Origin of the sequence: Mycobacterium sp. 852014-52144_SCH5372336, assembly GCF_001665615.1 — a bacterium.
Taxonomy (GTDB): Bacteria; Actinomycetota; Actinomycetes; order Mycobacteriales; family Mycobacteriaceae; genus Mycobacterium; species Mycobacterium neumannii_A.
In genome coordinates this window covers 39046-64943 of record NZ_LZSW01000018.1, presented here as the reverse complement: position 1 = coordinate 64943, position 25898 = coordinate 39046, and the positions used below count along the sequence as shown (strand labels likewise).

The 25898-nt window shown below is 66.1% G+C and carries 34 protein-coding genes; 7 read left to right on the top strand and 27 right to left on the bottom strand.

The genetic code is table 11. The annotated features are described in order from the left end of the window. Positions 1–218 precede the first annotated feature (218 nt). Genes A5759_RS02785 through A5759_RS02775 form a run of 3 tightly spaced genes read left to right on the top strand, consistent with a single transcriptional unit; the run spans position 219 to position 2983 of the window. On the top strand, positions 219–1175 hold the full coding sequence (locus A5759_RS02785; RefSeq protein ID WP_068193471.1) for a class I SAM-dependent methyltransferase: 957 nt from the start codon (positions 219–221) through the stop codon (positions 1173–1175). Then, complete coding sequence (locus A5759_RS02780) at positions 1172–2074, top strand: class I SAM-dependent methyltransferase (protein WP_068193467.1); 903 nt, start codon at positions 1172–1174, stop codon at positions 2072–2074. Before A5759_RS02785 ends, A5759_RS02780 begins: the two co-directional genes overlap by 4 nt. 9 nt (positions 2075–2083) lie before the next feature. Then, complete coding sequence (locus A5759_RS02775) at positions 2084–2983, top strand: class I SAM-dependent methyltransferase (protein WP_068193466.1); 900 nt, start codon at positions 2084–2086, stop codon at positions 2981–2983. Between the two features lie 309 nt (positions 2984–3292). Here the strand turns inward: A5759_RS02775 and sppA are convergent, their stop codons facing one another. Continuing rightward, on the bottom strand, positions 3293–5077 hold the full coding sequence (gene sppA, locus A5759_RS02770) for a signal peptide peptidase SppA (protein ID WP_068193462.1): 1785 nt from the start codon (positions 5075–5077) through the stop codon (positions 3293–3295). A gap of 61 nt (positions 5078–5138) precedes the next feature. Between sppA and A5759_RS02765 the strand changes: the two genes are divergently transcribed. Further along, positions 5139–6065 (top strand): LLM class flavin-dependent oxidoreductase, encoded by a 927-nt coding sequence (locus tag A5759_RS02765; protein WP_068193908.1) that lies wholly within the window; start codon positions 5139–5141, stop codon positions 6063–6065. Positions 6066–6091: 26 nt separating this feature from the next. Here the strand turns inward: A5759_RS02765 and A5759_RS02760 are convergent, their stop codons facing one another. From A5759_RS02760 to A5759_RS02695, 14 genes are all read right to left on the bottom strand, one after another. Beyond that, positions 6092–6433 carry a DUF732 domain-containing protein gene (locus A5759_RS02760; protein ID WP_068193459.1) on the bottom strand — a complete coding sequence of 114 codons (342 nt, stop codon included), beginning with the start codon at positions 6431–6433 and terminating at the stop codon, positions 6092–6094. A 115-nt stretch (positions 6434–6548) separates the two neighbouring features. Further along, positions 6549–6992, bottom strand: coding sequence for a 50S ribosomal protein L15 (rplO, locus tag A5759_RS02755; RefSeq protein WP_064419497.1), 444 nt, complete (start codon positions 6990–6992; stop codon positions 6549–6551). After that, complete coding sequence (rpmD, locus tag A5759_RS02750) at positions 6989–7213, bottom strand: 50S ribosomal protein L30 (RefSeq protein ID WP_068193456.1); 225 nt, start codon at positions 7211–7213, stop codon at positions 6989–6991. The genes rplO and rpmD overlap by 4 nt, the downstream gene beginning before the upstream one ends. Then, positions 7214–7876 carry a 30S ribosomal protein S5 gene (gene rpsE / locus A5759_RS02745; protein WP_064423144.1) on the bottom strand — a complete coding sequence of 221 codons (663 nt, stop codon included), beginning with the start codon at positions 7874–7876 and terminating at the stop codon, positions 7214–7216. 34 nt (positions 7877–7910) lie between these two features. Next, the gene (gene rplR / locus A5759_RS02740; protein WP_064345609.1) at positions 7911–8321 is read right to left on the bottom strand and encodes a 50S ribosomal protein L18; all 411 of its coding nucleotides are present in this window, start codon (positions 8319–8321) and stop codon (positions 7911–7913) included. After that, positions 8322–8861, bottom strand: a complete 540-nt coding sequence (gene rplF / locus A5759_RS02735) for a 50S ribosomal protein L6 (RefSeq protein WP_066849466.1) — start codon at positions 8859–8861, stop codon at positions 8322–8324. Positions 8862–8882: 21 nt separating this feature from the next. Beyond that, entirely contained in the window at positions 8883–9281 is a 399-nt protein-coding gene (rpsH, locus tag A5759_RS02730; protein ID WP_064345607.1) for a 30S ribosomal protein S8, read from the bottom strand. A gap of 139 nt (positions 9282–9420) precedes the next feature. Further along, positions 9421–9606, bottom strand: coding sequence for a type Z 30S ribosomal protein S14 (locus A5759_RS02725; RefSeq protein ID WP_064400527.1), 186 nt, complete (start codon positions 9604–9606; stop codon positions 9421–9423). Between the two features lie 3 nt (positions 9607–9609). Further along, positions 9610–10182, bottom strand: a complete 573-nt coding sequence (gene rplE, locus A5759_RS02720) for a 50S ribosomal protein L5 (protein WP_066849468.1) — start codon at positions 10180–10182, stop codon at positions 9610–9612. A gap of 1 nt (position 10183) precedes the next feature. Further along, positions 10184–10504, bottom strand: coding sequence for a 50S ribosomal protein L24 (gene rplX / locus A5759_RS02715; protein ID WP_064345605.1), 321 nt, complete (start codon positions 10502–10504; stop codon positions 10184–10186). Then, positions 10505–10873, bottom strand: coding sequence for a 50S ribosomal protein L14 (rplN, locus tag A5759_RS02710; RefSeq protein ID WP_064400107.1), 369 nt, complete (start codon positions 10871–10873; stop codon positions 10505–10507). It lies immediately after the preceding gene. Positions 10874–11178: 305 nt separating this feature from the next. Then, positions 11179–11871, bottom strand: a complete 693-nt coding sequence (locus A5759_RS02705) for a hypothetical protein (protein WP_068193453.1) — start codon at positions 11869–11871, stop codon at positions 11179–11181. 31 nt (positions 11872–11902) lie between these two features. Continuing rightward, positions 11903–14254, bottom strand: a complete 2352-nt coding sequence (locus A5759_RS02700; protein ID WP_068193450.1) for an arylsulfatase — start codon at positions 14252–14254, stop codon at positions 11903–11905. A 42-nt stretch (positions 14255–14296) separates the two neighbouring features. Continuing rightward, positions 14297–14977 (bottom strand): DUF2306 domain-containing protein, encoded by a 681-nt coding sequence (locus A5759_RS02695; RefSeq protein ID WP_068193447.1) that lies wholly within the window; start codon positions 14975–14977, stop codon positions 14297–14299. Between the two features lie 56 nt (positions 14978–15033). Here A5759_RS02695 and A5759_RS02690 point away from each other — a divergent pair, with 56 nt between their 5' ends. The 3 genes from A5759_RS02690 (at position 15034) to A5759_RS02680 (ending at position 18198) form a co-directional block, all read left to right on the top strand. Continuing rightward, complete coding sequence (locus A5759_RS02690) at positions 15034–15723, top strand: TetR/AcrR family transcriptional regulator (RefSeq protein ID WP_068193444.1); 690 nt, start codon at positions 15034–15036, stop codon at positions 15721–15723. Between the two features lie 87 nt (positions 15724–15810). Continuing rightward, on the top strand, positions 15811–16527 hold the full coding sequence (locus tag A5759_RS02685; RefSeq protein ID WP_068193441.1) for a GAF domain-containing protein: 717 nt from the start codon (positions 15811–15813) through the stop codon (positions 16525–16527). Positions 16528–16665: 138 nt separating this feature from the next. Next, positions 16666–18198, top strand: coding sequence for a sugar transferase (locus A5759_RS02680; protein ID WP_082961936.1), 1533 nt, complete (start codon positions 16666–16668; stop codon positions 18196–18198). A gap of 61 nt (positions 18199–18259) precedes the next feature. Here A5759_RS02680 and rpsQ read toward each other — a convergent pair whose 3' ends face one another. The 12 genes from rpsQ to A5759_RS02620 all read right to left on the bottom strand — a co-directional run bounded on the left by rpsQ (position 18260) and on the right by A5759_RS02620 (position 25866). After that, positions 18260–18562 (bottom strand): 30S ribosomal protein S17, encoded by a 303-nt coding sequence (gene rpsQ / locus A5759_RS02675; protein WP_064419506.1) that lies wholly within the window; start codon positions 18560–18562, stop codon positions 18260–18262. A 2-nt stretch (positions 18563–18564) separates the two neighbouring features. Next, entirely contained in the window at positions 18565–18798 is a 234-nt protein-coding gene (rpmC, locus tag A5759_RS02670) for a 50S ribosomal protein L29 (protein WP_064419507.1), read from the bottom strand. Then, positions 18798–19214, bottom strand: coding sequence for a 50S ribosomal protein L16 (rplP, locus tag A5759_RS02665; RefSeq protein ID WP_059101353.1), 417 nt, complete (start codon positions 19212–19214; stop codon positions 18798–18800). Before rplP ends, rpmC begins: the two co-directional genes overlap by 1 nt. A 3-nt stretch (positions 19215–19217) precedes the next feature. Then, positions 19218–20090 carry a 30S ribosomal protein S3 gene (gene rpsC, locus A5759_RS02660; RefSeq protein ID WP_064419508.1) on the bottom strand — a complete coding sequence of 291 codons (873 nt, stop codon included), beginning with the start codon at positions 20088–20090 and terminating at the stop codon, positions 19218–19220. Continuing rightward, positions 20090–20689 (bottom strand): 50S ribosomal protein L22, encoded by a 600-nt coding sequence (rplV, locus tag A5759_RS02655; protein WP_068193439.1) that lies wholly within the window; start codon positions 20687–20689, stop codon positions 20090–20092. Before rplV ends, rpsC begins: the two co-directional genes overlap by 1 nt. Further along, positions 20689–20970, bottom strand: a complete 282-nt coding sequence (rpsS, locus tag A5759_RS02650; protein ID WP_007167837.1) for a 30S ribosomal protein S19 — start codon at positions 20968–20970, stop codon at positions 20689–20691. Before rpsS ends, rplV begins: the two co-directional genes overlap by 1 nt. Before the next feature lie 21 nt (positions 20971–20991). Then, positions 20992–21828, bottom strand: a complete 837-nt coding sequence (gene rplB, locus A5759_RS02645; protein WP_064419510.1) for a 50S ribosomal protein L2 — start codon at positions 21826–21828, stop codon at positions 20992–20994. A 38-nt stretch (positions 21829–21866) separates the two neighbouring features. After that, the gene (rplW, locus tag A5759_RS02640; RefSeq protein WP_064400118.1) at positions 21867–22169 is read right to left on the bottom strand and encodes a 50S ribosomal protein L23; all 303 of its coding nucleotides are present in this window, start codon (positions 22167–22169) and stop codon (positions 21867–21869) included. Then, entirely contained in the window at positions 22169–22837 is a 669-nt protein-coding gene (gene rplD / locus A5759_RS02635) for a 50S ribosomal protein L4 (protein WP_064400119.1), read from the bottom strand. The genes rplW and rplD overlap by 1 nt, the downstream gene beginning before the upstream one ends. After that, complete coding sequence (rplC, locus tag A5759_RS02630; RefSeq protein WP_064400120.1) at positions 22837–23511, bottom strand: 50S ribosomal protein L3; 675 nt, start codon at positions 23509–23511, stop codon at positions 22837–22839. The genes rplD and rplC overlap by 1 nt, the downstream gene beginning before the upstream one ends. Positions 23512–23524: 13 nt before the next feature. Next, positions 23525–23830 (bottom strand): 30S ribosomal protein S10, encoded by a 306-nt coding sequence (gene rpsJ / locus A5759_RS02625; protein WP_003883485.1) that lies wholly within the window; start codon positions 23828–23830, stop codon positions 23525–23527. A 383-nt stretch (positions 23831–24213) separates the two neighbouring features. Further along, positions 24214–25866: a carboxylesterase family protein gene (locus tag A5759_RS02620; protein WP_082961935.1), complete on the bottom strand. Its 1653-nt coding sequence runs from the start codon at positions 25864–25866 to the stop codon at positions 24214–24216. Between the last annotated feature and the right edge of the window lie 32 nt (positions 25867–25898).

The following is a 25898-nucleotide window of genomic DNA, read 5'->3' as shown; positions in this document are numbered from 1 at the left end:
GGCTGGATTCGACCAGCGTCGTGGTTAAGTCGTGTGCGGACCCCCGCCAAGCGCGCAGCCTGCAGAGTTACCCGTCAAACAGTCTACGAGAATAACAGTTGGGGCTTCGTTGGCCCGCATCCCGCTGATCGCCCCGCCTCACAGCGACTTCTCAGGACGGGAACATACCGTGGAACCGATCTCGTTATATCCACTAATCAATAGCGTCAGGAGTTGAGATGGCACGTACGGGTCCACGTTTTGAGGGAGACACCTGGGACCTCGCGAGCAGCGTCGGTGCGACCGCGACGATGGTCGCGGCGGCGCGGGCGATCGCCAGCACGGGTGCCGACGCGCTGATCTCCGATCCGTACGCCGAACCGTTGGTGCGCGCGGTGGGCGTGGACTTCTTCACCCGCCTGGCCAGCGGTGAACTCACGCTCGAGGACCTCGACGATGACGCCTCGGACGGGGCCACGGTCGGAATGGCCCGGATGACCGACAACATGGCGGTGCGGACGAAGTTCTTCGACGAGTTCTTCGCAGACTCCGCCGAAAGTGGTGTGCGGCAGGCGGTGATCCTGGCCTCCGGGCTCGACGCGCGCGCCTACCGGTTGGCATGGCCCGCCGGGACGACGGTCTTCGAGATCGACCAGCCCGACGTCATCGCGTTCAAGGCCCGGGCAATGGCCGATCTCGGCGCCGAACCGACCGCGCTGCGCAGGGCGGTGGCGATCGACTTGCGCTTCGACTGGCCCGCGGCGTTGAAGGCCGCGGGTTTCGACCCGGCCCTGCCGACCGCATGGAGCGCCGAGGGCCTGCTCGGATACCTGCCGCCGGAGGCACAGGACAAGCTGCTCGACACGATCACCGAGTTGAGCGCCCCAGGCAGCCGGGTCGCGGTCGAGAGCGGCCCCTCCAGCAGCGACCCCGCCGATCGCGAGAAGGTGCTGGCCCGGATGCAGGAATCGGCGGAGCGGTGGCGCGAACACGGCTTCGAACTCGACTTCTCCGAACTCGTCTACATCGGGGAGCGCAATGAGGCCGGCGCCTACCTCGAGGAGCGGGGCTGGCGCCTGACCCGTCGCACGGTCGGCGAGCTGCTGGCCGAGAACGGTCTGCCCCCGCTGCCCGAGGACGACGACGTCGCCAGATTCGGTGAGATGCAGTACCTCAGCGGCATACTCGAGAAATGAGCCGAACGGATTCGGACAGCTGGGACCCTGCATCGAGCGTGGGGACCACGGCCACGATGGTCGCCGCCGCCCGCGCGATCGCCAGCCGCGAAGATGACCCGCTCTTCGACGATCCGTACGCCGCGCCGCTGGTGCGCGCGGTCGGCATCGACTTCTTCACGGGCCTGGTCGACGGGGGCATCGAAGGCAACGACATCGACGGTGCCGGTGCCGACTTCATGGCCAGGATGATCGCCGTGCGCACACGGTTCTTCGACGACTTCTTCCTCACCTCCACCGGAGATGGCAACCGGCAGGCGGTGATCCTGGCGTCGGGTCTGGACTCGCGGTCCTACCGGCTGCCGTGGCCCGACGGGACCGTCGTCTACGAGATCGACCAGCCGCAAGTGATCGAGTTCAAGACCGCCACGATGTCCTCGCTGGGGGCCTCCCCATCTGCCCAGTTGCGCACTGTCGGTATCGACCTGCGCGATGATTGGCCGAAAGCGTTGCGCGACAGCGGTTTCGACCCGGCACAACCGACAGCGTGGAGCGCGGAAGGACTGCTCGTCTACCTGCCGCCCGAAGCGCAGGACAAGTTGTTCGACGACATTGGCACGCTGAGCGCGCCGGGCAGCAGGCTCGCCACCGAATATCATCCCGACGCCGCTGCGACAATCGGTGAACGCAGTAAAGCGATCAGCAAGCAATGGGGTGAGAACGGCGTCCACCTCGACATCTCGCACCTCTTCTACGAGGGCGAGCGCAGCCACGTCGTCGATTATCTGACCGAGCACGGGTGGCAGGTGTCCACCAAAAGCCGTCCAGAGGTGTTCGCCGAATACGGCCGAGACTTTCCCGACACGGAACTGCTTGCCCCGATGCGCGATTCGCTCGCGATCATCGCAACCCGCAACTGAGGAGCACGAATGGCCCGTACCGACAACGACACCTGGGATCTGGCATCCAGCGTCGGCTCGACCGCGACCATGGTCGCCGCACAACGCGTACTGAGCCACCGCGAGGGCCTGATCGACGACCCGTACGCCGAACCTCTGGTGCGCGCGGTCGGGCTCGACTTCTTCATCCGGGCGCTCGACGGCGAGATATCGCTGGACGACATCGACCCTCGCTTCAACACCCGCCGCGCCGCCGAGGGAATGGCTGTGCGCACCCGCCATTTCGACCGGCTGTTCGCCGACGCCGTGGCCGGTGATGTCCGCCAGGCGGTGATCTTGGCCGCTGGGCTCGACGCCCGCGCCTACCGCCTGCCGTGGCCGACGGGCACGACCGTGTTCGAGCTCGACCAGCCGGAGGTGATCGCGTTCAAGAGCGACACCCTTTCGGCGCTGGGGGCCGAACCGGCCGCGAACCGGCGCGTGGTGGCGATCGACCTGCGCGAAGACTGGCCGAAAGCGCTGCTGGACAATGGCTTCGACCCGACCCAACCGACGGCCTGGATCGCCGAGGGACTGCTGATCTACCTGCCACCCGAAGCGCAGGATCTGCTGTTCGACCGGATCGATGAACTGAGCGCACCGGGTAGCCGGGTGGCCACCGAGCACATCCCCGATGTCAGCATGTTCTCCGACGAGCGGGCCCGGGAGATCGCCGAGAAGTTCCAGGCTTACGGACAGAACATCGAGATGGGTGAACTCATCTATCACGGTGAGCGCAACGACGTCGTCGACTATCTGACCGCCCGCGGCTGGGACGTCACGACGCAGAACATGCCGGATGCCTACGCCGCCAACGGGTTCACCTTCGACGAGGACAGCACGATCGGCTTTTTCAAAGATCTGAGCTACCTGTCGGCGATCAAACACTGACCCGTTCGCTGCGCCGCGGTTGTTCCGGTGAGCGGCCGGCTGGGTTTGATTGCCGTGGTGCGTTCCGAACGCAGTCGGTCAACCGCTTGCTTCAGTTAACTCAAGATCTCGTCGTGGCGGCGACCGGCAGATTGGGATGGCGCGTCACCGCCTGGGCGGCCGCCAGCGCGTCACTGCGAGCGGACAAATGACGAAGGCGCGATAGCTGTTTCCGCAAGAAAGAGATCAACCGGAGGACCGTGACATGCAGAGTGGACGAGCGCCGGCATCCCGCGCGTGAGCCTGTAAGCGGTTGAACGCTTCGAGCGCCTAGAAACGGTGGTTGCCGACCCAGAGCGCGTGCACACCGGTGAAAGATTGCTGAGCCCGATTTAACATCCCGGACAGCGAACGGCTGAGGAGAGCCTCTACTGCGTCCGACACCGACGCGGCAGCCGGTCGAGACGACTGACTGCTTCTGAAGAGGTCCATCAGGGAAAATTCCGGGTAGTTGACGACGCGAACGTCAGCATCCGGATCCATCCCGGCCAGCACCTTAGCCCGGTCGATCGCAGTACGCAGCCCGCCGAGTTCGTCGACCAGCCCGTGCTCCAATGCGTCGGCGCCTGTCCATATCCGACCCTGCGCGACCGCCTCTACAGCCTCGACAGACATTTCGCGGCCAGCGGCGACTCGCTCGACAAAGTCGGTGTAGGCCAGGTCAGCCTCACCCTCTACTCGCGCGCGTTGCTCTTCGGTGAAAGGCTGGTCGATGGACCAAGCATCGGCGTTGGGATTAGTGCGCACCGAGTCGATTCCCAGACCGAGGCGTTCCTTGAGCTCGCGGGCGATGAACTTGCCCGTGAACACACCAATGGAGCCGGTGATCGTACCGGGGTTGGCGACGATCGAGTCGGCACACATCGACACGTAATAACCACCCGATGCCGCCGCCGCGCCCATCGATGCGACGACAGGCCTGCCGCTTTCTCGGACTCTATTGACTTCACGCCAAATGCTTTCTGAGGCGGTGAGCGCGCCACCCGGGCTGTCGACCCGAAGCACGATTGCCGACACGTCGTCGGCGGCCGCCGCTTCTCGCAGCGCGGCCGCGATGTTGTCGGCCCCGACGCTTGTTCTCCCGAAAGGAAGCAGTTGCGGGACTTCTCGGCCGCTGACGATCGCTCCATGGATAGTGACCACGGCGATGGCTGGCTTGGTCCTACGACCCGGTATCGGCGGCATCGGTCGTGAAGCGGTGGCGCGCGCATACCGTGACAGGTACAGCCGCGGGGGCGCTTCGTCGGAATCGGCATGATGAGGCTTTGGCGAACCCACGAGTTCGGCGATGCGCGCGTAAGCCTCGTCACGAAAACCGACGCGGTCGATCAGCCTGCCCGCGAGCGCGTCGTCACGCAGCAACGGTGCCTTGTCGGCGAGCGCATCAATCTGAGCTAAGGGAATGTGGCGCGACTCTGAAACTGCCTGCCACACCTCAATCTTCAGACTTGCAAGGACACGACTGAGCGCTTCGCGGTCAGCTTCGGTGTACTTCTCCTCCGTGAAGCGATGTACGGCTGACTTGTACTCGCCTCGAGAAATGTACTGAGGCTCGACTCCGATCTTGTCGAGCGCGCCGCGCAGGAACAGTGCGTTCGTCGCGAAACCCACCAGACCCACCGTGCCCGCAGGCTGCATCCACACCTCGCGGAATGCTGAGGCCAGGTAGTACGACAGCGTGCCGGGATAGGTCTCGGCCCACGCCAACGACGGCTTGACGTCGCTGAACGCCGCGATGGCCGAACGCAGTTCCTGCACCGCGCCCGGCGACGCAGCGGGCAGCTGTACACGAGCGACCAGGCCCGCGACCCGGTCGTCCTCGGCCGCCCGGTGGATCGCCGCGACGGCTTCCCGCAACAGCAGCGGACGGCCCGCCCCGGAGATCAACGCCAGCGGGTCGAACCCAGCGGTCTCGCTCGGCACCGACGTCAGGTCGAGTTCGAGCACGCATCCGTTCGGGACACCGTTGTGGCGGGCAGTGTCGATGCGCCGTGCCAGCGCGCGCACGTCGTCGAGACCGGGGAGTCCGGACATGCCGGGCAGGAAAACGGACATGCTGCGAGCCTACCGACGTCGCGCAGCGCCTCGGCCCGGCGAGCGCGTCTACCGTGGTGCCGTGCGATTCGACATCTCCGTCCCCCAGCGCGTCGCGGGCCGCTTCGATGCCGGCGCCACTCGCGACTACCTGATCCGGGCTGAAGCACTGGGCTTCACGGGCGCGTGGACGCTGGAGCAGACGGTCGGCCCCTCACCGCTGCTCGCACCGCTGGAGATGCTCGCATGGGCCGCGGCACACACCGAGTGGATCCGCCTGGGGGTGGCCGTCCTCGTGACCTCCCTGCACGAACCGCTTCAACTGGCCTCGGCAGTGACGGCGGTCGACCACCTCAGCCACGGACGGCTCGACCTCGGGGTGGCCCCTGGCGGCGGCACCCGCAAGTTCGCGGCCTTCGGCGTCGAACGCGCCACGTTCGTCAGCAACTTCACCGAAGGGCTCGAGTTGATGAAGGCGGCCTGGTCCGACGAACCCAAGGTGACGTTTCACGGCCGGTTTCGTGACGTCGACGGGTTGCCGATCCAACCCAAACCCGTCCAGCGACCGCACCCGCCGATCTGGTTCGGCGCCAACGCTCCTCGCGCCATCGCCAGGGCGGTGCGCCACGGTGACGCGTTTCTGGGAGCAGGTTCGTCCACCACGTCTGCGTTCGCCGAAGCCGTCAGATGCGTTCGCCGCGAACTCGCCGAACAATCAAGGGATGCTGCGGAATTCACCGTCGGCAAGCGCGTGTACCTGATCGTCGACGATGACCCCTTGCGTGCCAGGGAGCGGGTACTGGCCGGCCTGCGCCGCATCTACGGCGGTATGGCCGGCATCGACGAGGTCCCGGTATCCGGCACACCCGCCGACGTGGTCCGCGGGCTGCGCGATGTCGTCGACGCAGGCGCCGAGATGGTACTGCTCAACCCCGTCTGCGAGAACGTCTCCGAAGACCGCGAGCAGATGGAACGTCTGGCGGCAGAGGTCATTCCGCAGCTGAAGTGACCCACGTCGACTCGAATGAAGCCCGGTCAGCGGCCAATGAAACGGCCGTGCTGCGGGCAGTAGACGGCAACCGCCGCGCGCATCAGCCCCGCGGCCTGCCCGCGATCCATACCGGTGCCGGTAAGGCGGTTGACCACACCGCGCACGACAGGAACCGGGTTGGCGGTGCCGTCCAGACCCGCGGTCAGCATGCCGCAGATACCCTGACCCAACGCAGGCAGGTCGGTTTCACCGAGCGGAATCTGCAGCGCCTCGACGTGATCGGCGAACTTCGCATCATCGTCCTGGGCGTGGGCGGTCGCCACGCCGCCGAACAACGCGATACCGGCGGCCCCAGCGACGGCGGTGAGCCGGCGGAGGTAGGTCATATCTGCTCCTGATGTGTCACGCCTACGCACCATATCGGCGGACGGCGCCCGACGTTACGACCGCCCGACACGAAAGCCCCCGCCTCCACGGCAGGGGCTCCCGGTCGACGCGGGGTTACAGCTCGGTCGCCGAACCGCCCGCCGAGGAGATCTTCTCGCGCGCACTGCCGCTGAACTTGTGCGCGGTGACGTTCACCTTGACGGTGAGCTTGCCGTCGCCGAGCACCTTGACCAGTGCGTTCTTGCGCACCGCGCCCGCGGCCACCAGCTCGTCCACACCGACGTCGCCGCCCTTCGGGAACAGCTTGTTGATGTCGCCGACGTTGACGACCTCGTACTCGGTGCGGAAGCGGTTGCGGAAGCCCTTGAGCTTCGGCAGCCGCATGTGGATCGGCATCTGACCGCCCTCGAACGTCGCAGGGACGTTCTTGCGGGCCTTGGTGCCCTTGGTGCCGCGACCCGCGGTCTTGCCCTTCGAACCCTCGCCGCGACCCACCCGGGTCTTGGCGGTCTTCGAACCGGGTGCCGGTTTCAGGTCATGCAGCTTGATAGGTGTCATGCTTTAGCCTTCCGCTCTTCGCGCGAGCGCTCATCGCCGACCTCCACTGCTTCAACTCTGACGAGGTGATGCACGGTCCTGATCAGGCCACGCGTCTGCGCGTTGTCCTCACGGACGACGGACTGGCGGATCTTGCGCAGCCCCAACGACCGCAGGCTCTCCCGCTGCTTCCAGCGCGCACCGATGGTGCTGCGCACCTGAGTGATCTTCAGCTCTGCCATTTACGACGACCCTTCACGCGCTGCCGACGCGGCAAGCGCCTCGGCCTCCCGGCGCGCCCGCAGCATGCCCGCAGGCGCCACATCTTCAATCGGCAGCCCGCGTCGGGCGGCGACCTCTTCGGGACGCTGCAGCAGCTTCAGCGCGGCAACGGTGGCGTGCACCACGTTGATCGCGTTGTCGCTGCCCAGCGACTTGGCCAGGATGTCGTGCACGCCGGCGCATTCCAGCACCGCGCGAGCCGCACCGCCGGCGATCACACCGGTACCGGGGCTGGCCGGACGCAGCATCACCACACCGGCGGCGGCTTCGCCCTGCACCGGGTGGGTGATGGTGCCGCCGATCAGCGGAACCCGGAAGAAGTTCTTGCGTGCTTCTTCGACGCCCTTGGCAATGGCGGCGGGAACTTCCTTGGCCTTGCCGTATCCGACGCCGACCATGCCCTTGCCGTCGCCGACGATCACCAGCGCGGTGAAGCTGAACCGGCGGCCACCCTTGACCACCTTGGAGACGCGGTTGATCGAGACGACGCGCTCGAGGTAGTTGCTCTTGTCGCCGCCGTCGCGGCCGCGACCGCCACGGTCGTCGCGGCGACCACGTCCGTCGCGGTCGCCCCGCGACCCGCGGCCGTCCTGGGGGCCGCCGGCTGTTGCCTGTTCGGCCATCATGCAGTCCTTCCCATTGTGTTGAGCTCAGTCATCAGAATTCCAACCCGCCTTCGCGCGCCGCATCGGCCAGCGCCGCGATCCGTCCGCCGTAGGTGTACCCACCGCGGTCGAACACGACCTTGTCGATCCCTGCGGCCTTCGCGCGCTCGGCGATCAGCTGACCGACCCGCACGCTGTGGGCTTTCTTGTCACCGTCGACCGCCCGCACATCGGCCTCGATCGAGGACGCCGCGGCCAACGTGGTGCCTTCGAGGTCGTTCACCAGCTGCACGTGAATGTGCCGTGACGAACGGTTGACCACCAACCGCGGCACCTCTGCCGTGCCGGAGATCTTCTTGCGCAGGCGAGCGTGCCGACGCAGCCGCGCCACCCGCCGGGTCTGCGAGATGTTCTGGCCCACGGGCTTGCGCGTCGGCGCTGCCGAATTTGTTGTCGAAGCCATTTACTTACCTGTCTTTCCGACCTTGCGACGGATCTGCTCGCCCTCGTAGCGGATGCCCTTGCCCTTGTAGGGATCGCTCTTGCGCAGGCGGCGGATGTTCGCCGCGACCTGGCCGACCTTCTGCTTGTCGATGCCGGAGATCGAGAACTTCGTCGGTGTCTCCACCGCGAACGTCACCCCCTCGGGGGCGGTGATGACCACCGGGTGGCTGTAGCCCAACGCGAACTCGAGGTTGGAACCCTTGAGCTGCACGCGGTAACCGACCCCGAAGATCTCCATCTTGGTGGTGTAACCCTCGGTGACACCGGTGATCAGGTTCGCCACCAGCGTGCGCGACAGACCGTGCAGCGAACGGCTGCGCCGCTCGTCGTCGGGCCGCGACACCACGATGGCGCCGTCGTCGTCACGGGCGACCCGGATCGGGTCGGCCACCGCCAGTTCGAGAGTGCCCTTGGGCCCCTTCACCGACACGTTCTGCCCGTCGATCGACACGTCAACCCCGCTGGGGACCGGGACCGGCTGCTTTCCAATACGCGACATTTGAGCTCTACTCCCTCTCGCCTACCACACGTACGCGAGGACTTCGCCGCCCACGCCCTCTTGGGCTGCCTGGCGGTCGGTCCGGAGCCCCGACGACGTGGAGATGATCGCCACGCCGAGGCCGCCGAGAACCCGCGGCAGATTGGTGGATTTCGCGTACACCCGCAGGCCGGGCTTGGACACGCGGCGCAGGCCGGCGATGCTTCGCTCCCGGCTGGGGCCGTACTTCAGTTGCACGACAAGCGACTTGCCGACCCGAGCATCCTCGGTGCGGTAGTCGGCGATGTAGCCCTCTTTCTTCAAGATCTCGGCGATGTTGGCCTTGAGCTTGGAGTGGGGCAGTGTCACCTCGTCGTGGTACGCCGAATTGGCGTTGCGCAGACGTGTCAGGAAGTCTGCGATCGGGTCCGTCATAGTCATCGAGCGCTGCTCCTCTTCGTCGCTGCGCTCAGAATCGTCGTCATCGCGGTCATGACAGCGGTCTCACCTTTCTCGCGGTGGTTCCCGGTATCCGGGCCTACCGCAACCTGTTTGGTTGGTCTGGTCGGTTCGGGCTGGATTACCAGCTGCTCTTCTGCACACCGGGCAGTTCGCCGGCGTGCGCCATCTCGCGCAGGCAGATCCGGCACAGGCCGAACTTGCGGAAGACGGCGCGTGGGCGCCCGCACCGCTGGCAGCGGGTGTAGGCGCGCACCTCGAACTTCGGCTTCTTGTTGGCCTTGTTGACCAGTGCCTTCTTTGCCATAACTCAGTTCTCCTTGAACGGAAAGCCCAGCGCCCGCAGCAGCGCTCGTCCTTCGTCGTCGGTCGTCGCCGAGGTGACGACGGTGATGTCCATGCCACGGGGGCGGTCGATGGAGTCCACATCGATCTCGTGGAACACCGACTGCTCGGTGAGTCCGAAGGTGTAGTTGCCGGTGCCGTCGAACTGCTTGGGCGACAGCCCGCGGAAGTCGCGGATACGCGGCAGCGCGATCGAGATCAACCGGTCGAGGAATTCCCACATCCGGTCGCCGCGCAGCGTGACGCGGGCGCCGATCGGCATGCCCTCGCGAAGCTTGAACTGGGCGATGGACTTACGCGCCCGGCGCACCTCCGGCTTCTGACCGGTGATCAGTGCGAGATCGTTGACCGCGCCGTTGATCAGCTTCGCGTCACGGGCGGCGTCGCCGACGCCCATGTTGACGACGACCTTGACCACGCCGGGGATCTGCATGACGTTCGCGTAGCCGAACTCCTTGGCCAGCGTGTCGCGGATCTCCTCGCGGTAACGCTGCTTGAGGCGCGGGAGGGTCTTTGCGGTGTTTTCGACGGTGGTCATGTCAGTTGATGTCCTTGCCGTTGGTCTTGGCGATGCGGACCTTCTTGCCGGTCTCCTCGTCAACCCGGTACGTGATGCGGGTCGGCTTGCCGTCGGAGTCGACGACCATCACGTTGGAGACGTCGATCGGCGCCTCCTGGGTGACGATGCCGCCGGACTGTGCGCCGCGCTCGTTGCTCGACACCGCCGTGTGCTTCTTGATCCGGTTGACGCCCTCGACGAGGACTTTGTTGCGCGCCGGGTAGGCGACCAGCACCTTGCCCTTGGCGCCCTTGTCCTTGCCGGAGATGACGAGCACGGTGTCGCCCTTGTGGACCTTCATCTACAACACCTCCGGAGCAAGCGAGACGATCTTCATGAAGCGCTTCTCGCGCAGTTCGCGGCCGACCGGGCCGAAGATGCGGGTACCGCGCGGGTCGTTGTCGGCCTTGATGATGACGGCGGCGTTCTCGTCGAACTTGATGTAGCTTCCGTCGGCGCGACGACGCTCCTTGACGGTGCGCACGATGACGGCCTTCACGATCTCGCCACGCTTGACGTTGCCGCCGGGAATGGCTTCCTTGACGGTCGCCACGATGACATCGCCGATGCCGGCATAGCGCCGCGACGAGCCACCGAGCACGCGGATGCACAGGATCTCCCTGGCGCCCGTGTTGTCGGCGACCTTGAGCCGCGATTCCTGCTGAATCACTCGATCTCCTCGACCTGGTTTTTGTATGCACGCCAGATACCGACCTGGACGTACGCGGTCTTGCTGTCACCGAAAGGCACGCGGGGCCCGCCGCACGCGACTGGCCGAGGTCTGCCCAAGGCAACCGCCTGATTCTATGGGAGGACCTGCAGGAAGCCAAATCGTCGCTGATCACGCCCTCCCATGCATCGCGAGCGCGCGTGTTTGTCGACGACCCGCCGCGGATTCTCGACACTTTTCGCACGCTCGCGGGACCCCGAGCGCCCGGTCACCAGCAGTTTCGCGTCGACTCGACGAATGATCGCTCAGGGAACGACGATGCCGAACTCCCCCAGCAGCGGCGAGGCGAGCGGGTCGAAGCCCGCCGTCTGAGCGGGAGCTTCGACGTGCACCGCCACCAGGTAGTCGCCGGTGCTCGTCGGGATATGGGCGATCCGGTCGCCGAACTGCACCGCGGGTCCCGGCGAGCCCGCCCACGACCCGAGCAGCTTCTGACCGCTGTAGCCGCACAGTTCGGCCGGCAGCACGCTCAGCGTGCTGATATCGGCCGCCGCCACGGCGTCGTCGGCATAGCGTTCGAACGCTTCGGCCGGCGGCAGCGTCGTCTCGGCAATGGTGACCGTCGCCCACATCCCGTCCGGTCCGGCCAACCGCAGCGCGACATCCCCCTGCCCCGCCGCCGTGGACCATCCCGCCGGTAGAGCCACCGTGATCCTGGGCGCCGCCGGATCGGGCACCGCGGCCAACACCTGCTGGGATGGCGTGTCCGGCAGGTTGCACGCGCGATCGACCGCCGAGGTTTGCGGCGTCGGCACGATGCCCGGCTGGGCGGTATCAAGCTGCGGGTCGGGCGACGCGGTCGACGACGGTGTCGAGGTGGCGGAGATCGTCGTGTCGGAGACCACGGCCTCTTCTGCGATCGGTACGCCTTCGCTGTTGTCGACACACGCGGTCAGCAGGCACGTCAGCGCGATCGCCTGCCCCACGGCGTACTTCATGGCTCCCGTCCCGCCCCCACGCTCGGTGTATTCAGTCCTTCGCGAAGGCGCGAGCGAACTCCCGCTCCAGGTCCAGATACGGCTTACCCGAGACGTCTATGTTCACCGCGACGATCGTGCCACCGGTGAACGCGAACGGCGGCGTATACGAACGGGAAACCGGGGATCCGGCGTTCCTGCCGATGCTCAGACTCGCGCCGGCGAGCCCGAACGTCCCCGGGTGGACACGCATTTCGCGCAACGTCGCGACCTGCTGGTCATCGATATACAAAGCCGCGTCTCCGATCGGGGTATGGCTGCCCTCGGCAGTTCCGGTGCGCACATACGCGACCCCGAACGAGTGCCGCCCCAACGGCACTGCATCCGGCGACGACATTCGCTGCTCGTCTTCGCCCAGGAAGTTGTAGACGTAGTGAAGCCGCCCGTCCTGCACGAACATCACGTGACCGCCGTGAGCGCCACCATGTTTGAAGATCACGCCTTCGGCGCCCGACGTGTCGATCGCCATCTCGGCCATGGCCGCGAACGACCGCCCCTGTATCTCGACCGCAGCTCCCATCCCGACGTCGGCGGCGCCCGGGTAGTACCGGTACGAGTCACGCCGGCCCGCCACCCCCGGCCGCCACCGCGAAATGGTGTCGAAGATGTTCAGGTCACCAAGCGGCAACCCGTTGTACTTGTCGGCCTCGGCGAACCACAGCTCCTTGAGTTCTTCGAGTTTGTCCGGGTTTTCGGCGGCCAGATCATGGCACTGACTGCGGTCGGCTTCGATGTGGAACAGCTCCCATCGATCGCTGTCGAAATGCGACCAACCCGCCGGCGATGCGGCGTGCACGGTGTTGGCGAACCAGCCGTCGTGCCAGATCCCCCGTGTGCCGAGCATCGTGTAGAACTGCGTGCGCTTGTCGGTTGCCGCCGACGAATCCCGCAGCGCTGCCTCGAAACTCACCCCGTCCAGCGGCTTCTGGGGCACTCCTTTGACCGTGTCCGGCGGGGTGATACCGAGGAGCTGATAGATCGTCGGTGTGACGTCGCAGACGTTGATGTAGCTGTCTCGCACCTCGCCGTGTGCGGCGAGCCCCACGGGCCAGGAGATGATTGCGGGGTCCGCGATCCCCCCTTCGTGCGAGGCGTAGCGCTTGAAGAGTTTGTACGGCGCGTTGAACGCCATCGCCCAGCCGGTCGGATAGTGGTTGTAGGTCTCCGGGCCGCCGAGGTCGTCGATGAGACGAAGGCCGTCCTCGACGGTGTCGATGTATCCGTTGAAGAACTTGACCTCGTTCACCGATCCGTTCGGGCCGCCTTCGCCGCTCGCGCCGTTGTCGGAGATGACGACGATGATCGTGTTGTCGAGCTGACCCGACTCCTCCAGATAGTCGATGATGCGACCGATCTGCGCATCGGTGTAGGACAGGAATCCGGCGAACACTTCGGCCATGCGCGCGAACAGGCGCTTCTCGTCGTCGCCGAGCTCATCCCACGGCCGCACCGTGTCCTGTGTCGGCCACGGTTCACCGTTGGGCCCCTTGACGTCTCCGTACGGATTGATCGGCGAGAGCTCGGTGTCGGCGGGCACGATGCCGAGATTCTTCTGGTTCTCCAGCACGATCTCGCGGTATCGCTCGTAGCCCATGTCGAACTTGCCGGCGTAGCGGTCGGCCCACTCGGCGAAGACGTGATGCGGGGCGTGTCCGGCTCCTGGGCAGACGTAGGAGAACCACGGCTTGTCCGGTGCGATCACCTTCGCATCGCGGATGAACTCGATAGTCTTGTCCGCCAGGTCCTTTGACAGGTGGTAACCCTCCTCCGGTGCGGCCGGCGGCGCGACGGGGTGGTTGTCGTAGACCAGCTCCGGATACCACTGATCGGTTTCGCCGCCCATGAACCCGTAGAACCGCTCGAAGCCGCGCGACAGGGGCCAATGTCGTTTGGTGGAGGCCAGATTCGACTCCTCGAGCGGTGTCAGATGCCACTTGCCGACGCAATAGGTGTTGTATCCGTGTTCGGCCAGCACTTCGGACAGTAGCGCGGTGTCGAAGGGGATCCGCCCGTTGCAGCCGGGGAAGCCTTCGGTGAACTCCTCTATGGTCGCCATGCCGACGGTCGTCGGGTTGCGACCGGTCAACAGGGACGCCCTGGTCGGCGAGCAGAGCGCGGTGGTGTGGAACTGCGACAGTCGAACGCCGCGTTCGGCGATACGGCTCATCGTGGGCATCTCGACGAGGCCGCCGAAGCAGTCCCATGTGGCGATACCGATGTCGTCCCAGACGAGGTAGAGCACGTTGGGGGCGCCTTCGGGGGCGTTCGGTGCGGCGTACGGGCCCCAGTCCGGTTCCGAGTCGCGGATATCGAGTTCGATCTTGCCGTTGAATTCGGTTGCCATGCCCAGCCTTGTCCGGTGTCGCGTCGCAGTGTGGCCCGGAGATTACACGTGGGGTGTCTCGGTTAGCTGACGATTCGACGACGACGCCGTCACCGCCCGTCTGGTCAGCCACCACTGAACGACTCCGAGAGGAACCGTCCACCCCAGCCATGCACCGACTCCGGCGACAAACCATTGGAAATGTTCGGCATTGCCGCCAAAGACGTTGTTCTGCAATGGTTGAAAGGAGACATAGATGACAGGCGTCCAGATTCGGTTGGTGATGACAGACAGTGCCAGCACCGCGCTGCGCACCATGTTCCGCCGGTGGTCGGAGATACGGCGACTCCGGGCCGCGACATAGCCCCTCGCGGTGAACCACAGCCACAGCGCGCCCAACGTCACGTTGCTGACGGCCAAAAGTGGTCCGAACGGAGTGACCGCGCCGATCACCATCGCCGACACGGCCGCCGGGAGTGCAGCGACGACGTACACGCGTCCGCAACGGCGATGCAGCGCGGGGTGACGCGTACGAAGCCCGGGCCAGATCTGCACGACTGCCGCGACCATCGCGACGCTCGCGAACATCACATGAAACACCAGCAGCGGGTAGTGCAGCCAGAACGTAGCGGGCACCCGGGTGCCGCCGGCCAGATACGGCGGTACGGAGAAGCCCAGAAAGCACGCCACGACGACCGCGAGTGCAAGCGCCCGCCGGTGAGAAGTCCGAAATGCGTATGACATACGCAAAGAGCGTACGGCATACGCGTTCGATGTCCAGTGACTTAGGCTGACCATCGATGAGCGAATCCCTACCGCGCGCACTGAAGCTCCTCTGGCATGAGCCGCGCGAGCCCGCACGCTCCACTGGGCTGAGCCGGGAGCGCATTGTGCGCGCAGCCGTCGAACTGGCCGACGCTGAGGGTCTCGACGCTCTGTCCATGGCCCGACTCGCCGAGCGTCTGGGGTGCGGCACGATGTCGCTGTACCGGCATGTCGCCAACAAGGACGCGCTCGTGATCTTCATGTCGGCTGACGCGGTCGGTCGTCCGCCAACCGGTACGCCCGCCGATTGGGCTGAGGCACTGACGAATTGGGCGACGGGATTGTGGGACGTCTACCACCGCCACCCGTGGGTGCTACAGGCCGTGTCCGCCGGGCCGCCGGCCGATCCGGGCCAGGTGGCGTGGCTGGACGCGGGGCTGGCCGCCCTCGCCGAAACCGGGCTCACCGAGCGCGAGAAGTTCGCCGCGGTCATGGCGGTCCTGCATTTCGTCCGTGGCGCAGCGGCAGTCGACATCGAGGCTGGTCGAACCGATTGGCCGGGCTATCCGGCGCTTCTTCGGGGCCTGCTCGACCCGGAGAAGTTCCCGGCGCTCGCCGCGGCGCTGCAAGAGGGTGTCTTCGACCACACCGTCGACGACCCCTCCGCCGACTTCCGTTCCGGATTGGGTCAACTGCTCGACGGCATCGCCACCAGGATCGGTTAGCGGGCGCGACGACGCCGGCGACCGAAAACTCCCTCTGCCATTCGACCAAAACGTGCAGTTCAGCCAATTCGTATACGGTTTCGCATTGTGACTCGCTCGTTTCGGCGCTTCGATGAGTGGCTCAACCGCCAACTCGAAGAATGCGCACGCAATGCCGGCACTGACGTGGAAACCTACGTCGCACGTGCGGTCGCATCACAAATGGTCGCCGACCAGATGCGCACCAACGTCTCGGCGAAGGAACTACTTTCGCACCTGTCCGAATCAGGAGTGCTGGACAGCGATGCCATGCCGGACGTGTCGACAGTGGTAAACGACCCCGATCGACTGAACTCACTGCGTTCCACCGGCTTGCTCGACTCACCTCCGGACCCGGCCTACGACCGGATCACTCGAGCGGCCGCAGAGGCGCTGGGGACCCCGTTCGCGGCGGTGAGCCTGGTCGACGCCGACCGTACGTTCTACAAGAGCACCGCCGGGATGGGGAAGCTCTCCGTCGAGGAGCGAGCGATGCCCTTCGACCAATCCATCTGTCAGTACACCGTGGCCGATGGAGCCGCGCTGGTCATCGAAGATGCGCGAACCGACCCCGTGTTCATGAACCACCCGGTGGCCCGTGGCGGCGCGATGGCCGCGTACCTCGGCATCCCCTTGATCGATCAGGACGGCCACGCGATCGGCACGCTGTGCGTGTCGGACAGCAAGCCGAGACAGTGGAGTACCGGTCACGTCCAGATTCTGAGCGATTTGGCGCAACTGACCGTGGAGCGGATTTTCGCCACCCCTCCCACTTCAAGCGCTTGAGAGTAGACCTTCAGCTAACCCGGGTTTCACCCTCTCGCAAGCGCGCATTGCCGACAGCTGCCCTAAGTGCGCTTTTTGACATTGAGGTCGGTGAAGTGCATCTAACATAGTTGCCAGTTTTGTCCGAGAGAGTGATAAATGCAGCTTAAGGCGGATGTCTCGGAGCACGAGCCTAGTAGCCGTCCGACGGTGCCGCGGTTGAAGGTCGTGCCGGCTCCGTCGCCGAATCCGACACCCCGCTGGGTTGAAGTTCTCCGCGTCGATCCCTGGTATTCCGTGATCACCGTCGTCCTCGACGCCGTCCCCGCGGTGGCCGCGGTGGCGCTGGCGCATTGGTGGATCCCGGGCGACATGGAGCAGGATCGCAACATCGCCCTGTTCTCGTGGCTTTTCGTCCCGATTCTGCTGATCGTGATGACCACCCGGTCGATGTACCGACAGAAGCTGAACGAGGGCTTCCTGGACCAGTTCGAGCCCGTGGCAACGTCGACCGCGGTGGCCGCTCTGGCCACGTTGACGCTGATGGTGCTCCTGGTGCCCCGTCTGCCGGTCGGAGAGGTTCTCACGCCGTACGTCCGCCCGAGCGAGCTTGTCCTGAAGATCTGGGTGTTCGCCGCCATTCTCATTCCCGTGGTGCGCCTGGCTCGGTCGTTGGTGAACCGCTGGCTGCGCAGGAGGTTCGATGTCGGCAGGCCGGCACTGGTCGTCGGCGCCGGTCCGGTCGCCCATCAGCTCATTTCCCGCATGCGTCAGATCCGGGACTACGGCATGTGTCCGGTCGGTGTATTGGACGACACGCGGCCCACAGATGTGGAGATGTTCGACGTCCCTTATCTGGGCGGTACGAACGAGCTCGAGAGCGCCGCGCGCGCCACCCGGGCCGAGGAGCTCATCATCGCCCCGTCGCAGTTGCCCGACGAACACCTGTCGCGAACCGCGCAATTGGCTCAGGAACTCGGGTTGCGTGTGCGCGTGGTGCCGCGATTGATGGACTCGGTGGGCAGCGGCACCCGAATCGAGCACATGGGCGGGGTACCGCTCATGGTGCTGACTCGCGTCAATCCGAAAGGTTGGCAATTCGCCGTCAAGCATGGCGGTGACCGCGTCGCTGCGCTGGTCGGACTTGTGCTCATTTCGCCGTTGCTGCTCGTGCTCGCGATGGCGGTGAAGTTCAGCTCGCCGGGCCCGATCTTCTTCAGTCAAGAGCGGATCGGACGCGACGGAAGGGTGTTCGGGTGCTTGAAGTTTCGCACCATGCACCAACCCGAGAAGGCCGCGGCGGGTTTCGAACCCGAGAAGGGTACGGCGCCGGGCGGAGTCGAGGGCGAGGATCGACGCACCCGCATCGGCCGCATCATGCGCAAGGCATCGCTGGACGAACTGCCCCAACTGATCAACGTGCTACGCGGAGAGATGAGCCTGGTGGGCCCGCGTCCCGAGCGGCCGGAGTTCGTCGAGTTGTTCGAGATGCACGTACGTCGCTACGGCCAACGCCACCGGGTGAAGGCGGGCATGACGGGTTGGGCCCAGGTGCACGGTTTCCGGGGGCAGACCTCAATTGCCGACCGCGCCGAATGGGACAACTACTACATCGACAACTGGTCCCTGCTTTTGGATTTCAAGATATTGGTCCTGACCGTGCTGGCGGTCCTGCGGCCCGCGGAGGACTGAGCGCAAAGCGAAAAACCCCCGAGACACATGCGGTGTTCGGGGGTTTTCCTTGCGGTTCGGCCTATTTGGCCTTCTCGAGAATCTCGACGAGCCGCCAGCGCTTGGTTGCCGACAGCGGACGCGTCTCCATCAGCGACACCCGGTCGCCGATGCCCGCGCTGTCGTCCTCGTCGTGTGCCTTGACCTTCTTGGTGGTGCGGATGATCTTGCCGTAGAGCGGGTGGCTCTTACGATCTTCCAGCTCGACCACGATGGTCTTCTGCATCTTGTCCGAGACCACGTACCCGATGGCCGTCTTGCGGCGGCCACGCTCCTCGTCCTTGCGCGGGGTGTACTTGGGCCCTTTTGCAGTGTTGTCTGCCATTTCTACGAATCCTCACCCACGGGTCCGGAGGCCAGACCCAACTCACGTTCGCGCAGCACGGTGTACACGCGCGCGATTTCCTGACGCACCGTGCGAAGCCGGCGGTTGTTCGACAATTGGCCGGTCGCCATCTGGAAGCGCAGGTTGAACAACTCTTCCTTGGACTCGCGCAGCCGACCCTTCAATTCGTCGTCGGTCAGCTCGCGCAGTTCGCCCGGCGTCACTCCCACTGCCATCAGAAGTGCTCCTCTCGGGTGACGATGCGTGCCTTGATCGGCAGCTTGTGGATCGCACGGGTCAGCGCGGCCCGGGCGGTCGCCTCATCGGGGTAGCTCAACTCGAAGAGCACGCGGCCCGGTTTGACGTTGGCCACCCACCACTCGGGCGAACCCTTACCGGAACCCATGCGGGTTTCGGCCGGCTTCTTGGTCAGCGGGCGGTCCGGGAAGATGTTGATCCACACCTTGCCGCCACGCTTGATGTGCCGGTTGATCGCGATACGTGCGGACTCGATCTGCCGGTTGGTGATGTAGGCGTGCTCGAGCGCCTGGATACCGTAGTCACCAAAGCTCACCGTGGTGCCGCCGCTGGCGATGCCGCGCTGCCTCGGGTGGTGTTGCTTACGGTGCTTGACCTTGCGGGGAATCAACATGATTCAGCTCTCCGTATTTTCTGTCGGCGTCTCGGCCGCCGCTGCGGTCTGCGAAGCCGCGGCGTTGTCCGCGACGCTGCCGGCCGGAGCCGTGCCGCTCTCGGAACCGCCCGAAGCGGCACGGCCGGCTTCGGTGCTCGTCGCGGTGGTGCCCGACGCGCCGCTGCGACGCGGCCGGGTGCCAGAAGGACGCTCGCGGCGCGGACGATCCGCACCGGCCGGCACGGCGGCGGCCAGCTCACGCTTGCCACCGACGATGTCGCCCTTGTAGATCCACACCTTCACGCCGATACGGCCGAACGTCGTCTTGGCCTCGTACAGGCCGTAGTCGATGTCGGCGCGCAACGTGTGCAGCGGCACGCGACCTTCGCGGTAGAACTCCGAGCGGCTCATCTCGGCGCCACCGAGGCGACCCGAGCACTGCACGCGAATTCCCTTGACGTTGGGCTGCCGCATCGCGGACTGGATCGCCTTGCGCATGGCGCGGCGGAAGGCCACGCGGTTGGACAGCTGCTCGGCAACGCCTTGGGCCACCAACTGCGCCTGCGATTCGGGATTCTTCACCTCGAGGATGTTCAGCTGCACCTGCTTGCCGGTCAGCTTCTCCAGGTCGGCGCGAATACGGTCGGCTTCGGTGCCACGGCGGCCGATCACGATGCCCGGGCGTGCGGTGTGGATGTCCACACGCACGCGGTCCCGGGTGCGCTCGATCTCCACGTCGGCGATGCCGGCGCGCTCGAGGCCGGTGGCCAGCAGCCGTCGGATCGCGACGTCTTCCTTGACGTAATCCTTGTACTGCTTATCGGCGTACCACCGGGACTTCCAGTCGGTGGTGATACCGAGCCGGAAGCCGTGGGGATTGATTTTCTGGCCCACTACTCCGAGCCCTCCTTCGCGTCGGACGCTTCAGCAGTCGATTTCTCAGCCTTGGTGGCGGCTTTCGCCTCGGCCGACTTCTTGGGTGCGGCCTTCTTGGCTGGCGCCTTCTTGGCGGGCGCCTGCTCTGCGGTCTTGTTGGCGGGAGCCTTCTTGGCCGCTTCAGCGCTCTTGGCCTTACTGCCCTGAGCGCGACGCGAACGAGCCGCGCTGGCCGACTGGCCGCCGCCACGCTGCTCCTGGCTCACTCTGCTCTCCACGATCACCGTGATGTGGCTGGTGCGCTTGCGAATCCGGAAGGCACGGCCCTGCGCGCGTGGCCGGATGCGCTTGGCGGTTGGCCCCTCGTCGGCGTAGACGGTCGCGACCACGAGAGTGGACGGGTCGAGGCCCTCGTTGTTCTGCGCGTTGGCCGCCGCGCTCGCGATGACCTTGGCGACCGGCTCGCTGGCCGCCTGCGGAGCCCACCGCAGGATGTCCAGCGCTTCGGACACCGACTTACCGCGCACCAGGTCGATGACGCGGCGCGCCTTCGTCGGCGATACGCGCACGAAGCGCGCCTTCGCCGTCGCGGACGGATATTCAATCGCTGTAGTCATTAGCGCCTCTTCGCCTTCCGGTCATCCTTGATGTGACCCTTGAAGGTGCGGGTGGGGGCGAACTCGCCGAGCTTGTGCCCGACCATCGCCTCGGTGACGAACACCGGGACATGCTTGCGGCCGTCATGCACCGCAAAGGTGTGCCCGATGAAGTCGGGGATGATGGTCGACCGACGCGACCAGGTCTTGATGACCTGCTTGGTGTTCTTCTCGTTCTGCGCGTCGACCTTCTTCAACAGATGGTCGTCGACGAACGGACCCTTCTTCAGGCTGCGTGGCATATTCCTTGTACCTGCCTACTCTCAGCGCTTCTTGCCGGTGCGCCGGCGACGGACGATGAGCTTGTTGCTCGCTTTGTTCGGCTTGCGGGTGCGGCCTTCGGGCTTGCCCCACGGGCTCACCGGGTGACGACCACCGGAGGTCTTGCCTTCACCACCGCCGTGGGGGTGATCGACCGGGTTCATCACGACGCCACGGACGGAGGGGCGCTTGCCCTTCCACCGCATGCGGCCGGCCTTGCCCCAGTTGATGTTCGCCTGCTCGGCGTTGCCCACCTCGCCGACGGTGGCGCGGCAGCGCACGTCGACGCGGCGGATCTCACCCGAGGGCATACGCAGCGACGCATAGGTGCCCTCCTTGCCCAGCAACTGGATGCTGGCGCCGGCCGAGCGCGCGAGCTTGGCGCCGCCGCCTGGCCGCAGTTCCACCGCATGCACCAGGGTGCCCGCGGGGATGTTGCGCAGCGGCAGGTTGTTACCCGGTTTGATGTCGGCGTTGGGACCCGACTCGACGACGGTGCCCTGCTTGAGACCTTCGGGGGCGATGATGTAGCGCTTCTCCCCGTCGAAGTAGTGCAGCAGTGCGATGTTGGCCGTGCGGTTGGGGTCGTACTCGATGTGCGCGACCTTGGCGTTGACGCCGTCCTTGTCGTGGCGACGGAAGTCGATCACCCGGTAGGCACGCTTGTGTCCACCGCCCTTGTGCCGGGTGGTGATGCGGCCGTGCGCGTTTCGACCGCCCTTGCCGTGCAGCGGTCGAACCAGCGACTTCTCCGGGTGGTCGCGAGTGATCTCAGCGAAGTCGGAGACACTGGCACCGCGGCGACCGGGGGTCGTCGGCTTGTACTTGCGAATTGCCATGATTCTCTAGGTCTTCCTCCGTCGCCGGCTTGACGAAATCAAGCCGGTGCTCCGAACAGGTCGATGGGCTTGCTACCCGCGGCCAGCGTGACGATGGCGCGCTTGGTGCTCTTGCGCTTCCCGTATCCGGTGCGGGTGCGCTTGCGCTTGCCCTGCCGGTTGGCGGTGTTCACCGAGTCGACCTTGACGCCGAAGATCTTCTCGATCGCGATCTTGATCTGCGTTTTGTTCGAGTCGGGATGCACGATGAACGTGTAGACGTTGTCCTCGATCAGCCCGTACGACTTCTCGGAGATGACCGGCGACAGGATGATGTCGCGGGGGTCAGTGACGGTCGCCATCAGGCCGACACCTCCTCTTTCGCAGTCTGGTTGGCGCTGATGTAGGCGTTGAGCGCCTCCACGCTGAAGATCACGTCGTCAGCGTTCAGCACGTCGTACGTGTTCAGCTGGTCGGGCGAGATCACGTGCACGCCCGGGAGATTGCGCACGCTCTTGGCGCTGACCTCGTCGGCGCGGCCGATCACCACGAGCACCTTGTTCTTCTCGAGCTTGCGGTCGGCGACGAGTGTGGCCAGGAACGCCTTGGCGCTCTTGGTCGACGGCGTCTGGCCCGCGACGATCTCGGTGACCGCGTGAATCCGGTCGTTGCGCGCCCGGTCGGACAGCGCACCGCGCAGAGCGGCCCGAATCATCTTCTTCGGGGTCCGCTCGCTGTAGTCGCGCGGCTTGGGGCCGTGCACGATGCCTCCGCCGGTGAACTGCGGCGCCCGAATCGAGCCCTGGCGCGCGCGGCCGGTGCCCTTCTGCCGGTACGGCTTCTTGCCGCCGCCGCGAACTTCACCGCGCGACTTGGTGGAGTGCGTGCCCTGCCGCGCCGCGGCCAGCTGCGCGGTGACCACCTGGTGCATCAACGCGATGTTCACCTCGACGTCGAACAGCTCGGCGGGCAGCTCGACGGAGCCGTCTTTCGCCCCCGCCGGGGTGTGGACATCAACTTTGAGAGCCATTACTCGCTCCTCTTGATTGCGCTGCGGACCATCACGAGCCCGCCGTTACGGCCGGGGATTGCGCCCTTGATCAACAGCACGCCGTTCTCGGCATCGACCTTGTGCACCACCAGGTTCAGCGTCGTCACGCGGTCGTTGCCCATGCGGCCCGACATGCGCGTGCCCTTGAACACGCGGCCGGGTGTGGCGCAGCCACCGATCGAACCGGGGCGGCGGTGCACGGCCTGTGCACCGTGGCTGGCGCCCTGACCGCGAAAACCGTGCCGCTTCATCGTGCCTGCGAAACCCTTGCCCTTGCTGGTGCCGGTGACGTCGACGTAGTTGCCGTCGGCGAAGATCTCGGCGGTCAGCTCCTGGCCCACCTCGTATTCGGCGGCGGCGGACTCGTCATCGAGCCGCAGCTCAGCCAGATGCCGGCGCGGGTTGACCCCGGCGGCCGAATATTGGCCCGTGACAGGCTTATTGACCTTGCGCGGGCTGATCTCGCCGTAGGCCAACTGCACCGCGCTGTAGCCGTCGCGCTCCGGCGTACGGATACGCGTCACCACATTGGGCCCGGCCTTGACGACCGTCACCGGCACGACCCGGTTGTTCTCGTCGAACACCTGCGTCATGCCCAGTTTGGTGCCCAGAATGCCTCGCCGCGGGGCGGCGGATTTATTACCGCTAGCCATGTTCTGGTCTCTCCTACTGGATGTTGACGTCGACGCTGGCCGGCAGATCGATGCGCATCAAGGCGTCAACGGTCTTCGGCGTGGGGTCGAGGATGTCGATCAGCCGCTTGTGAGTACGCATCTCGAAGTGCTCCCGCGAGTCCTTGTACTTGTGCGGGGACCGGATGACGCAGTACACGTTCTTCTCAGTCGGCAGCGGCACAGGACCAACCACGCTGGCGCCGGTTCTGGTGACCGTTTCCACGATCTTGCGCGCCGAGGCGTCGATCGCCTCGTGGTCGTAGGCCTTGAGCCTGATGCGGATCTTCTGTCCCGCCACGCTTCTCCTACCTCACTCATACTGGGCCCGAAATCGGGCCGCCCTCACCGGCGCAGTCACGCTGCATGCCGCCGCTGTTCTTCTGTCTGTGGTCCACCGGCCCCCGCGGTCGGGTGTGTCGCCCGCACACGCACTCGTCCGCTCGAAAATCTTCGCGATCGAGATTGGCACCGGATGCGCCCGGTTGGGCGCCGGTCGTATGCCCCGGCCACGCGGTCCGAACAGGCACCGTCCCGGCTCAAGGCAACCCGAACAGTATGCCCTAGAAAACGGCACGCTCCAAATCCCTGGCCACGAGATACCCGCTGGCCCTGGCGCCGGGCCCGTAGGGCCACCGTACCCGTGACTGCAGCGGTGCCGTCGAGTCCGCGTCCGGTCCGGGATCAGCTTCCCAGGCCGGCCCAGAACGCGCACTGGTGTTTCTGCTCGAAATCGGTGATGACGCGGCTGCCATCCGGTTCCAGCCACATCCGCTCACCCGCGGGCCCGCTGGTCAGCTCCGGCCAACCGGGTCCTGGTGAGCCGGCCGCGACGAACCGCGCCCAGTAGTCGACCATCTCCTCGGACAACCGCTGTTGGGCAGGGTCCAGCGGTGGCGCACCGCCGACGTCGAACAGGTACCGAAGCTCCAGGGAATGCGCCGCCCCGACCGGGAACGGCGCCTCGAGCAGGGGTTCGGGTGCGGGTGCCTCGCGGTCCCCGAATTCGTAGGCGTAGACGGGCTGGTCGGAAAGGGCGTCGGCCATCCGGTCGGCCACGCAGGCGTATTCGGCCGCCGTCACCGCCGCCGAATACGCCAGTGCGACGTTTCCGCCGTACCGTTCGGGCGGATACCGCGCCGCCACGGCGGACGCGTGCGACCCGAACGCCTCGGCCAGCAGTTCCGGGTAGCTCGCCGCATCGAATGACCGACCGCGCAACGCCTGCAGCGCCGCGAACAGCGTGTGTTCGTCTTGCGTGGTGCCGATCATCACCGGCACCCGGGCAGCCCTACCGCCGGTGATCGCGGTGAACGACTTCTCGGGTAGCGCCTCGGTGCCCGCCACCGGACCACTGAGGCGGTCGGCCCCGAACCGGGCGTACGTCAGCGGGGCCGCCAACCGATCGGCGGGCAGAGCCCGTAAGCAGTCCGCGGCGACGCGCGGATCGGCGCATCCGACATCGGCTGCGTACGCGGTGCTGGCCTCCTGGGCGGCCGGCAGGTCGTACTGCGCCTGACATGGCGCGCTCTGGATGATCGCCGCGCTGAACAAGCCCTGGGACCCGGGCGCGACGAGGTGGTCGCACACCGCCATCCCGCCCGCCGATTCGCCAGCGATCGTGACCCGGTCCGGATCTCCGCCGAACCCGGCGATGTTGTCGCGAACCCATCGCAGCGCGGCCTGCTGGTCGGCCAGGCCGTAGTTGCCGACGTCGCCGCCGGAACCCCATGCGGGATGAGCGAGGAAGCCCAGCGCCCCGAGGCGATAGTTGATAGTGACGACGACTACGCCGCGACCAGCCAACCGCCGCGCGGGGTAGATGTCGCCGCTGCCGTTCAGGAAGCTGCCACCGTGGACCCACACCATCACCGGCCGCGGTTCGTCCGACGGCGGCGGCGTCCAGACGTTGAGGGTCAGGCAATCCTCGCTGGGCGGGCGTCGGTCGACGTCGGAGCTGGTGTCCTGGATGCAGCGCGCACCGGGGCGAGTCGCATCCCGGAATCCCGCCCACGACTCGACCGGCGCGGGCGACTGCCAGCGCAACGCACCGAGAGGCGGTGCGGCGTAAGGGATTCCAGCGAAGTACCGATGATCGTCGGCGACGGTCCCGCGGACCGCTCCCGCGGCGGTTCGCACCACCCCGGGGTCGTCGGGCACCTTCACCGCGGCGGTCTGGCCCTCGGCGCAACCGGAGACCGCGGCGGCCAGCAGTACGAGCGCCGCCGCCACGCGACAGACACCGCCCCGGACAGGTCGGCCGCGCCTTCCACTCGCCACCTCGCGAGCGTACTGACGCGTCGTGGTCCCCCCGCAGGACCATCGCTTAGAGTGCATACTTGACAGCTGTCAAGAATGACCCTGAGCGA

What these genes read in the sequence shown, in the direction of transcription:
- rpsS (WP_007167837.1), bottom strand. Translation starts at nt 20,970, where the DNA reads ATGCCACGCAGCCTGAAGAAGGGTCCGTTCGTCGACGACCATCTGTTG.
- A5759_RS02705 (WP_068193453.1), bottom strand. Translation starts at nt 11,871, where the DNA reads ATGAAGTACGCCGTGGGGCAGGCGATCGCGCTGACGTGCCTGCTGACC.
- rpsH (WP_064345607.1), bottom strand. Translation starts at nt 9,281, where the DNA reads ATGACTATGACGGACCCGATCGCAGACTTCCTGACACGTCTGCGCAAC.
- A5759_RS02680 (WP_082961936.1), top strand. Translation starts at nt 16,666, where the DNA reads ATGCAGCTTAAGGCGGATGTCTCGGAGCACGAGCCTAGTAGCCGTCCG.
- rplV (WP_068193439.1), bottom strand. Translation starts at nt 20,689, where the DNA reads ATGACTACAGCGATTGAATATCCGTCCGCGACGGCGAAGGCGCGCTTC.
- A5759_RS02785 (WP_068193471.1), top strand. Translation starts at nt 219, where the DNA reads ATGGCACGTACGGGTCCACGTTTTGAGGGAGACACCTGGGACCTCGCG.
- rplR (WP_064345609.1), bottom strand. Translation starts at nt 8,321, where the DNA reads ATGGCTTCGACAACAAATTCGGCAGCGCCGACGCGCAAGCCCGTGGGC.
- rpsE (WP_064423144.1), bottom strand. Translation starts at nt 7,876, where the DNA reads ATGGCCGAACAGGCAACAGCCGGCGGCCCCCAGGACGGCCGCGGGTCG.
- rplD (WP_064400119.1), bottom strand. Translation starts at nt 22,837, where the DNA reads ATGGCTCTCAAAGTTGATGTCCACACCCCGGCGGGGGCGAAAGACGGC.
- A5759_RS02775 (WP_068193466.1), top strand. Translation starts at nt 2,084, where the DNA reads ATGGCCCGTACCGACAACGACACCTGGGATCTGGCATCCAGCGTCGGC.
- rplX (WP_064345605.1), bottom strand. Translation starts at nt 10,504, where the DNA reads ATGAAGGTCCACAAGGGCGACACCGTGCTCGTCATCTCCGGCAAGGAC.
- A5759_RS02690 (WP_068193444.1), top strand. Translation starts at nt 15,034, where the DNA reads ATGAGCGAATCCCTACCGCGCGCACTGAAGCTCCTCTGGCATGAGCCG.
- rpsQ (WP_064419506.1), bottom strand. Translation starts at nt 18,562, where the DNA reads ATGGCAGACAACACTGCAAAAGGGCCCAAGTACACCCCGCGCAAGGAC.
- A5759_RS02700 (WP_068193450.1), bottom strand. Translation starts at nt 14,254, where the DNA reads ATGGCAACCGAATTCAACGGCAAGATCGAACTCGATATCCGCGACTCG.
- rplW (WP_064400118.1), bottom strand. Translation starts at nt 22,169, where the DNA reads ATGGCGACCGTCACTGACCCCCGCGACATCATCCTGTCGCCGGTCATC.
- A5759_RS02695 (WP_068193447.1), bottom strand. Translation starts at nt 14,977, where the DNA reads ATGTCATACGCATTTCGGACTTCTCACCGGCGGGCGCTTGCACTCGCG.
- rpmC (WP_064419507.1), bottom strand. Translation starts at nt 18,798, where the DNA reads ATGGCAGTGGGAGTGACGCCGGGCGAACTGCGCGAGCTGACCGACGAC.
- rplO (WP_064419497.1), bottom strand. Translation starts at nt 6,992, where the DNA reads ATGACACCTATCAAGCTGCATGACCTGAAACCGGCACCCGGTTCGAAG.
- sppA (WP_068193462.1), bottom strand. Translation starts at nt 5,077, where the DNA reads ATGTCCGTTTTCCTGCCCGGCATGTCCGGACTCCCCGGTCTCGACGAC.
- A5759_RS02620 (WP_082961935.1), bottom strand. Translation starts at nt 25,866, where the DNA reads ATGCACTCTAAGCGATGGTCCTGCGGGGGGACCACGACGCGTCAGTAC.
- A5759_RS02760 (WP_068193459.1), bottom strand. Translation starts at nt 6,433, where the DNA reads ATGACCTACCTCCGCCGGCTCACCGCCGTCGCTGGGGCCGCCGGTATC.
- A5759_RS02725 (WP_064400527.1), bottom strand. Translation starts at nt 9,606, where the DNA reads ATGGCAAAGAAGGCACTGGTCAACAAGGCCAACAAGAAGCCGAAGTTC.
- rplC (WP_064400120.1), bottom strand. Translation starts at nt 23,511, where the DNA reads ATGGCTAGCGGTAATAAATCCGCCGCCCCGCGGCGAGGCATTCTGGGC.
- rplE (WP_066849468.1), bottom strand. Translation starts at nt 10,182, where the DNA reads ATGACCACCGTCGAAAACACCGCAAAGACCCTCCCGCGCCTCAAGCAG.
- A5759_RS02780 (WP_068193467.1), top strand. Translation starts at nt 1,172, where the DNA reads ATGAGCCGAACGGATTCGGACAGCTGGGACCCTGCATCGAGCGTGGGG.
- rplB (WP_064419510.1), bottom strand. Translation starts at nt 21,828, where the DNA reads ATGGCAATTCGCAAGTACAAGCCGACGACCCCCGGTCGCCGCGGTGCC.
- rplP (WP_059101353.1), bottom strand. Translation starts at nt 19,214, where the DNA reads ATGTTGATTCCCCGCAAGGTCAAGCACCGTAAGCAACACCACCCGAGG.
- rpmD (WP_068193456.1), bottom strand. Translation starts at nt 7,213, where the DNA reads ATGGCAGAGCTGAAGATCACTCAGGTGCGCAGCACCATCGGTGCGCGC.
- rplF (WP_066849466.1), bottom strand. Translation starts at nt 8,861, where the DNA reads ATGTCGCGTATTGGAAAGCAGCCGGTCCCGGTCCCCAGCGGGGTTGAC.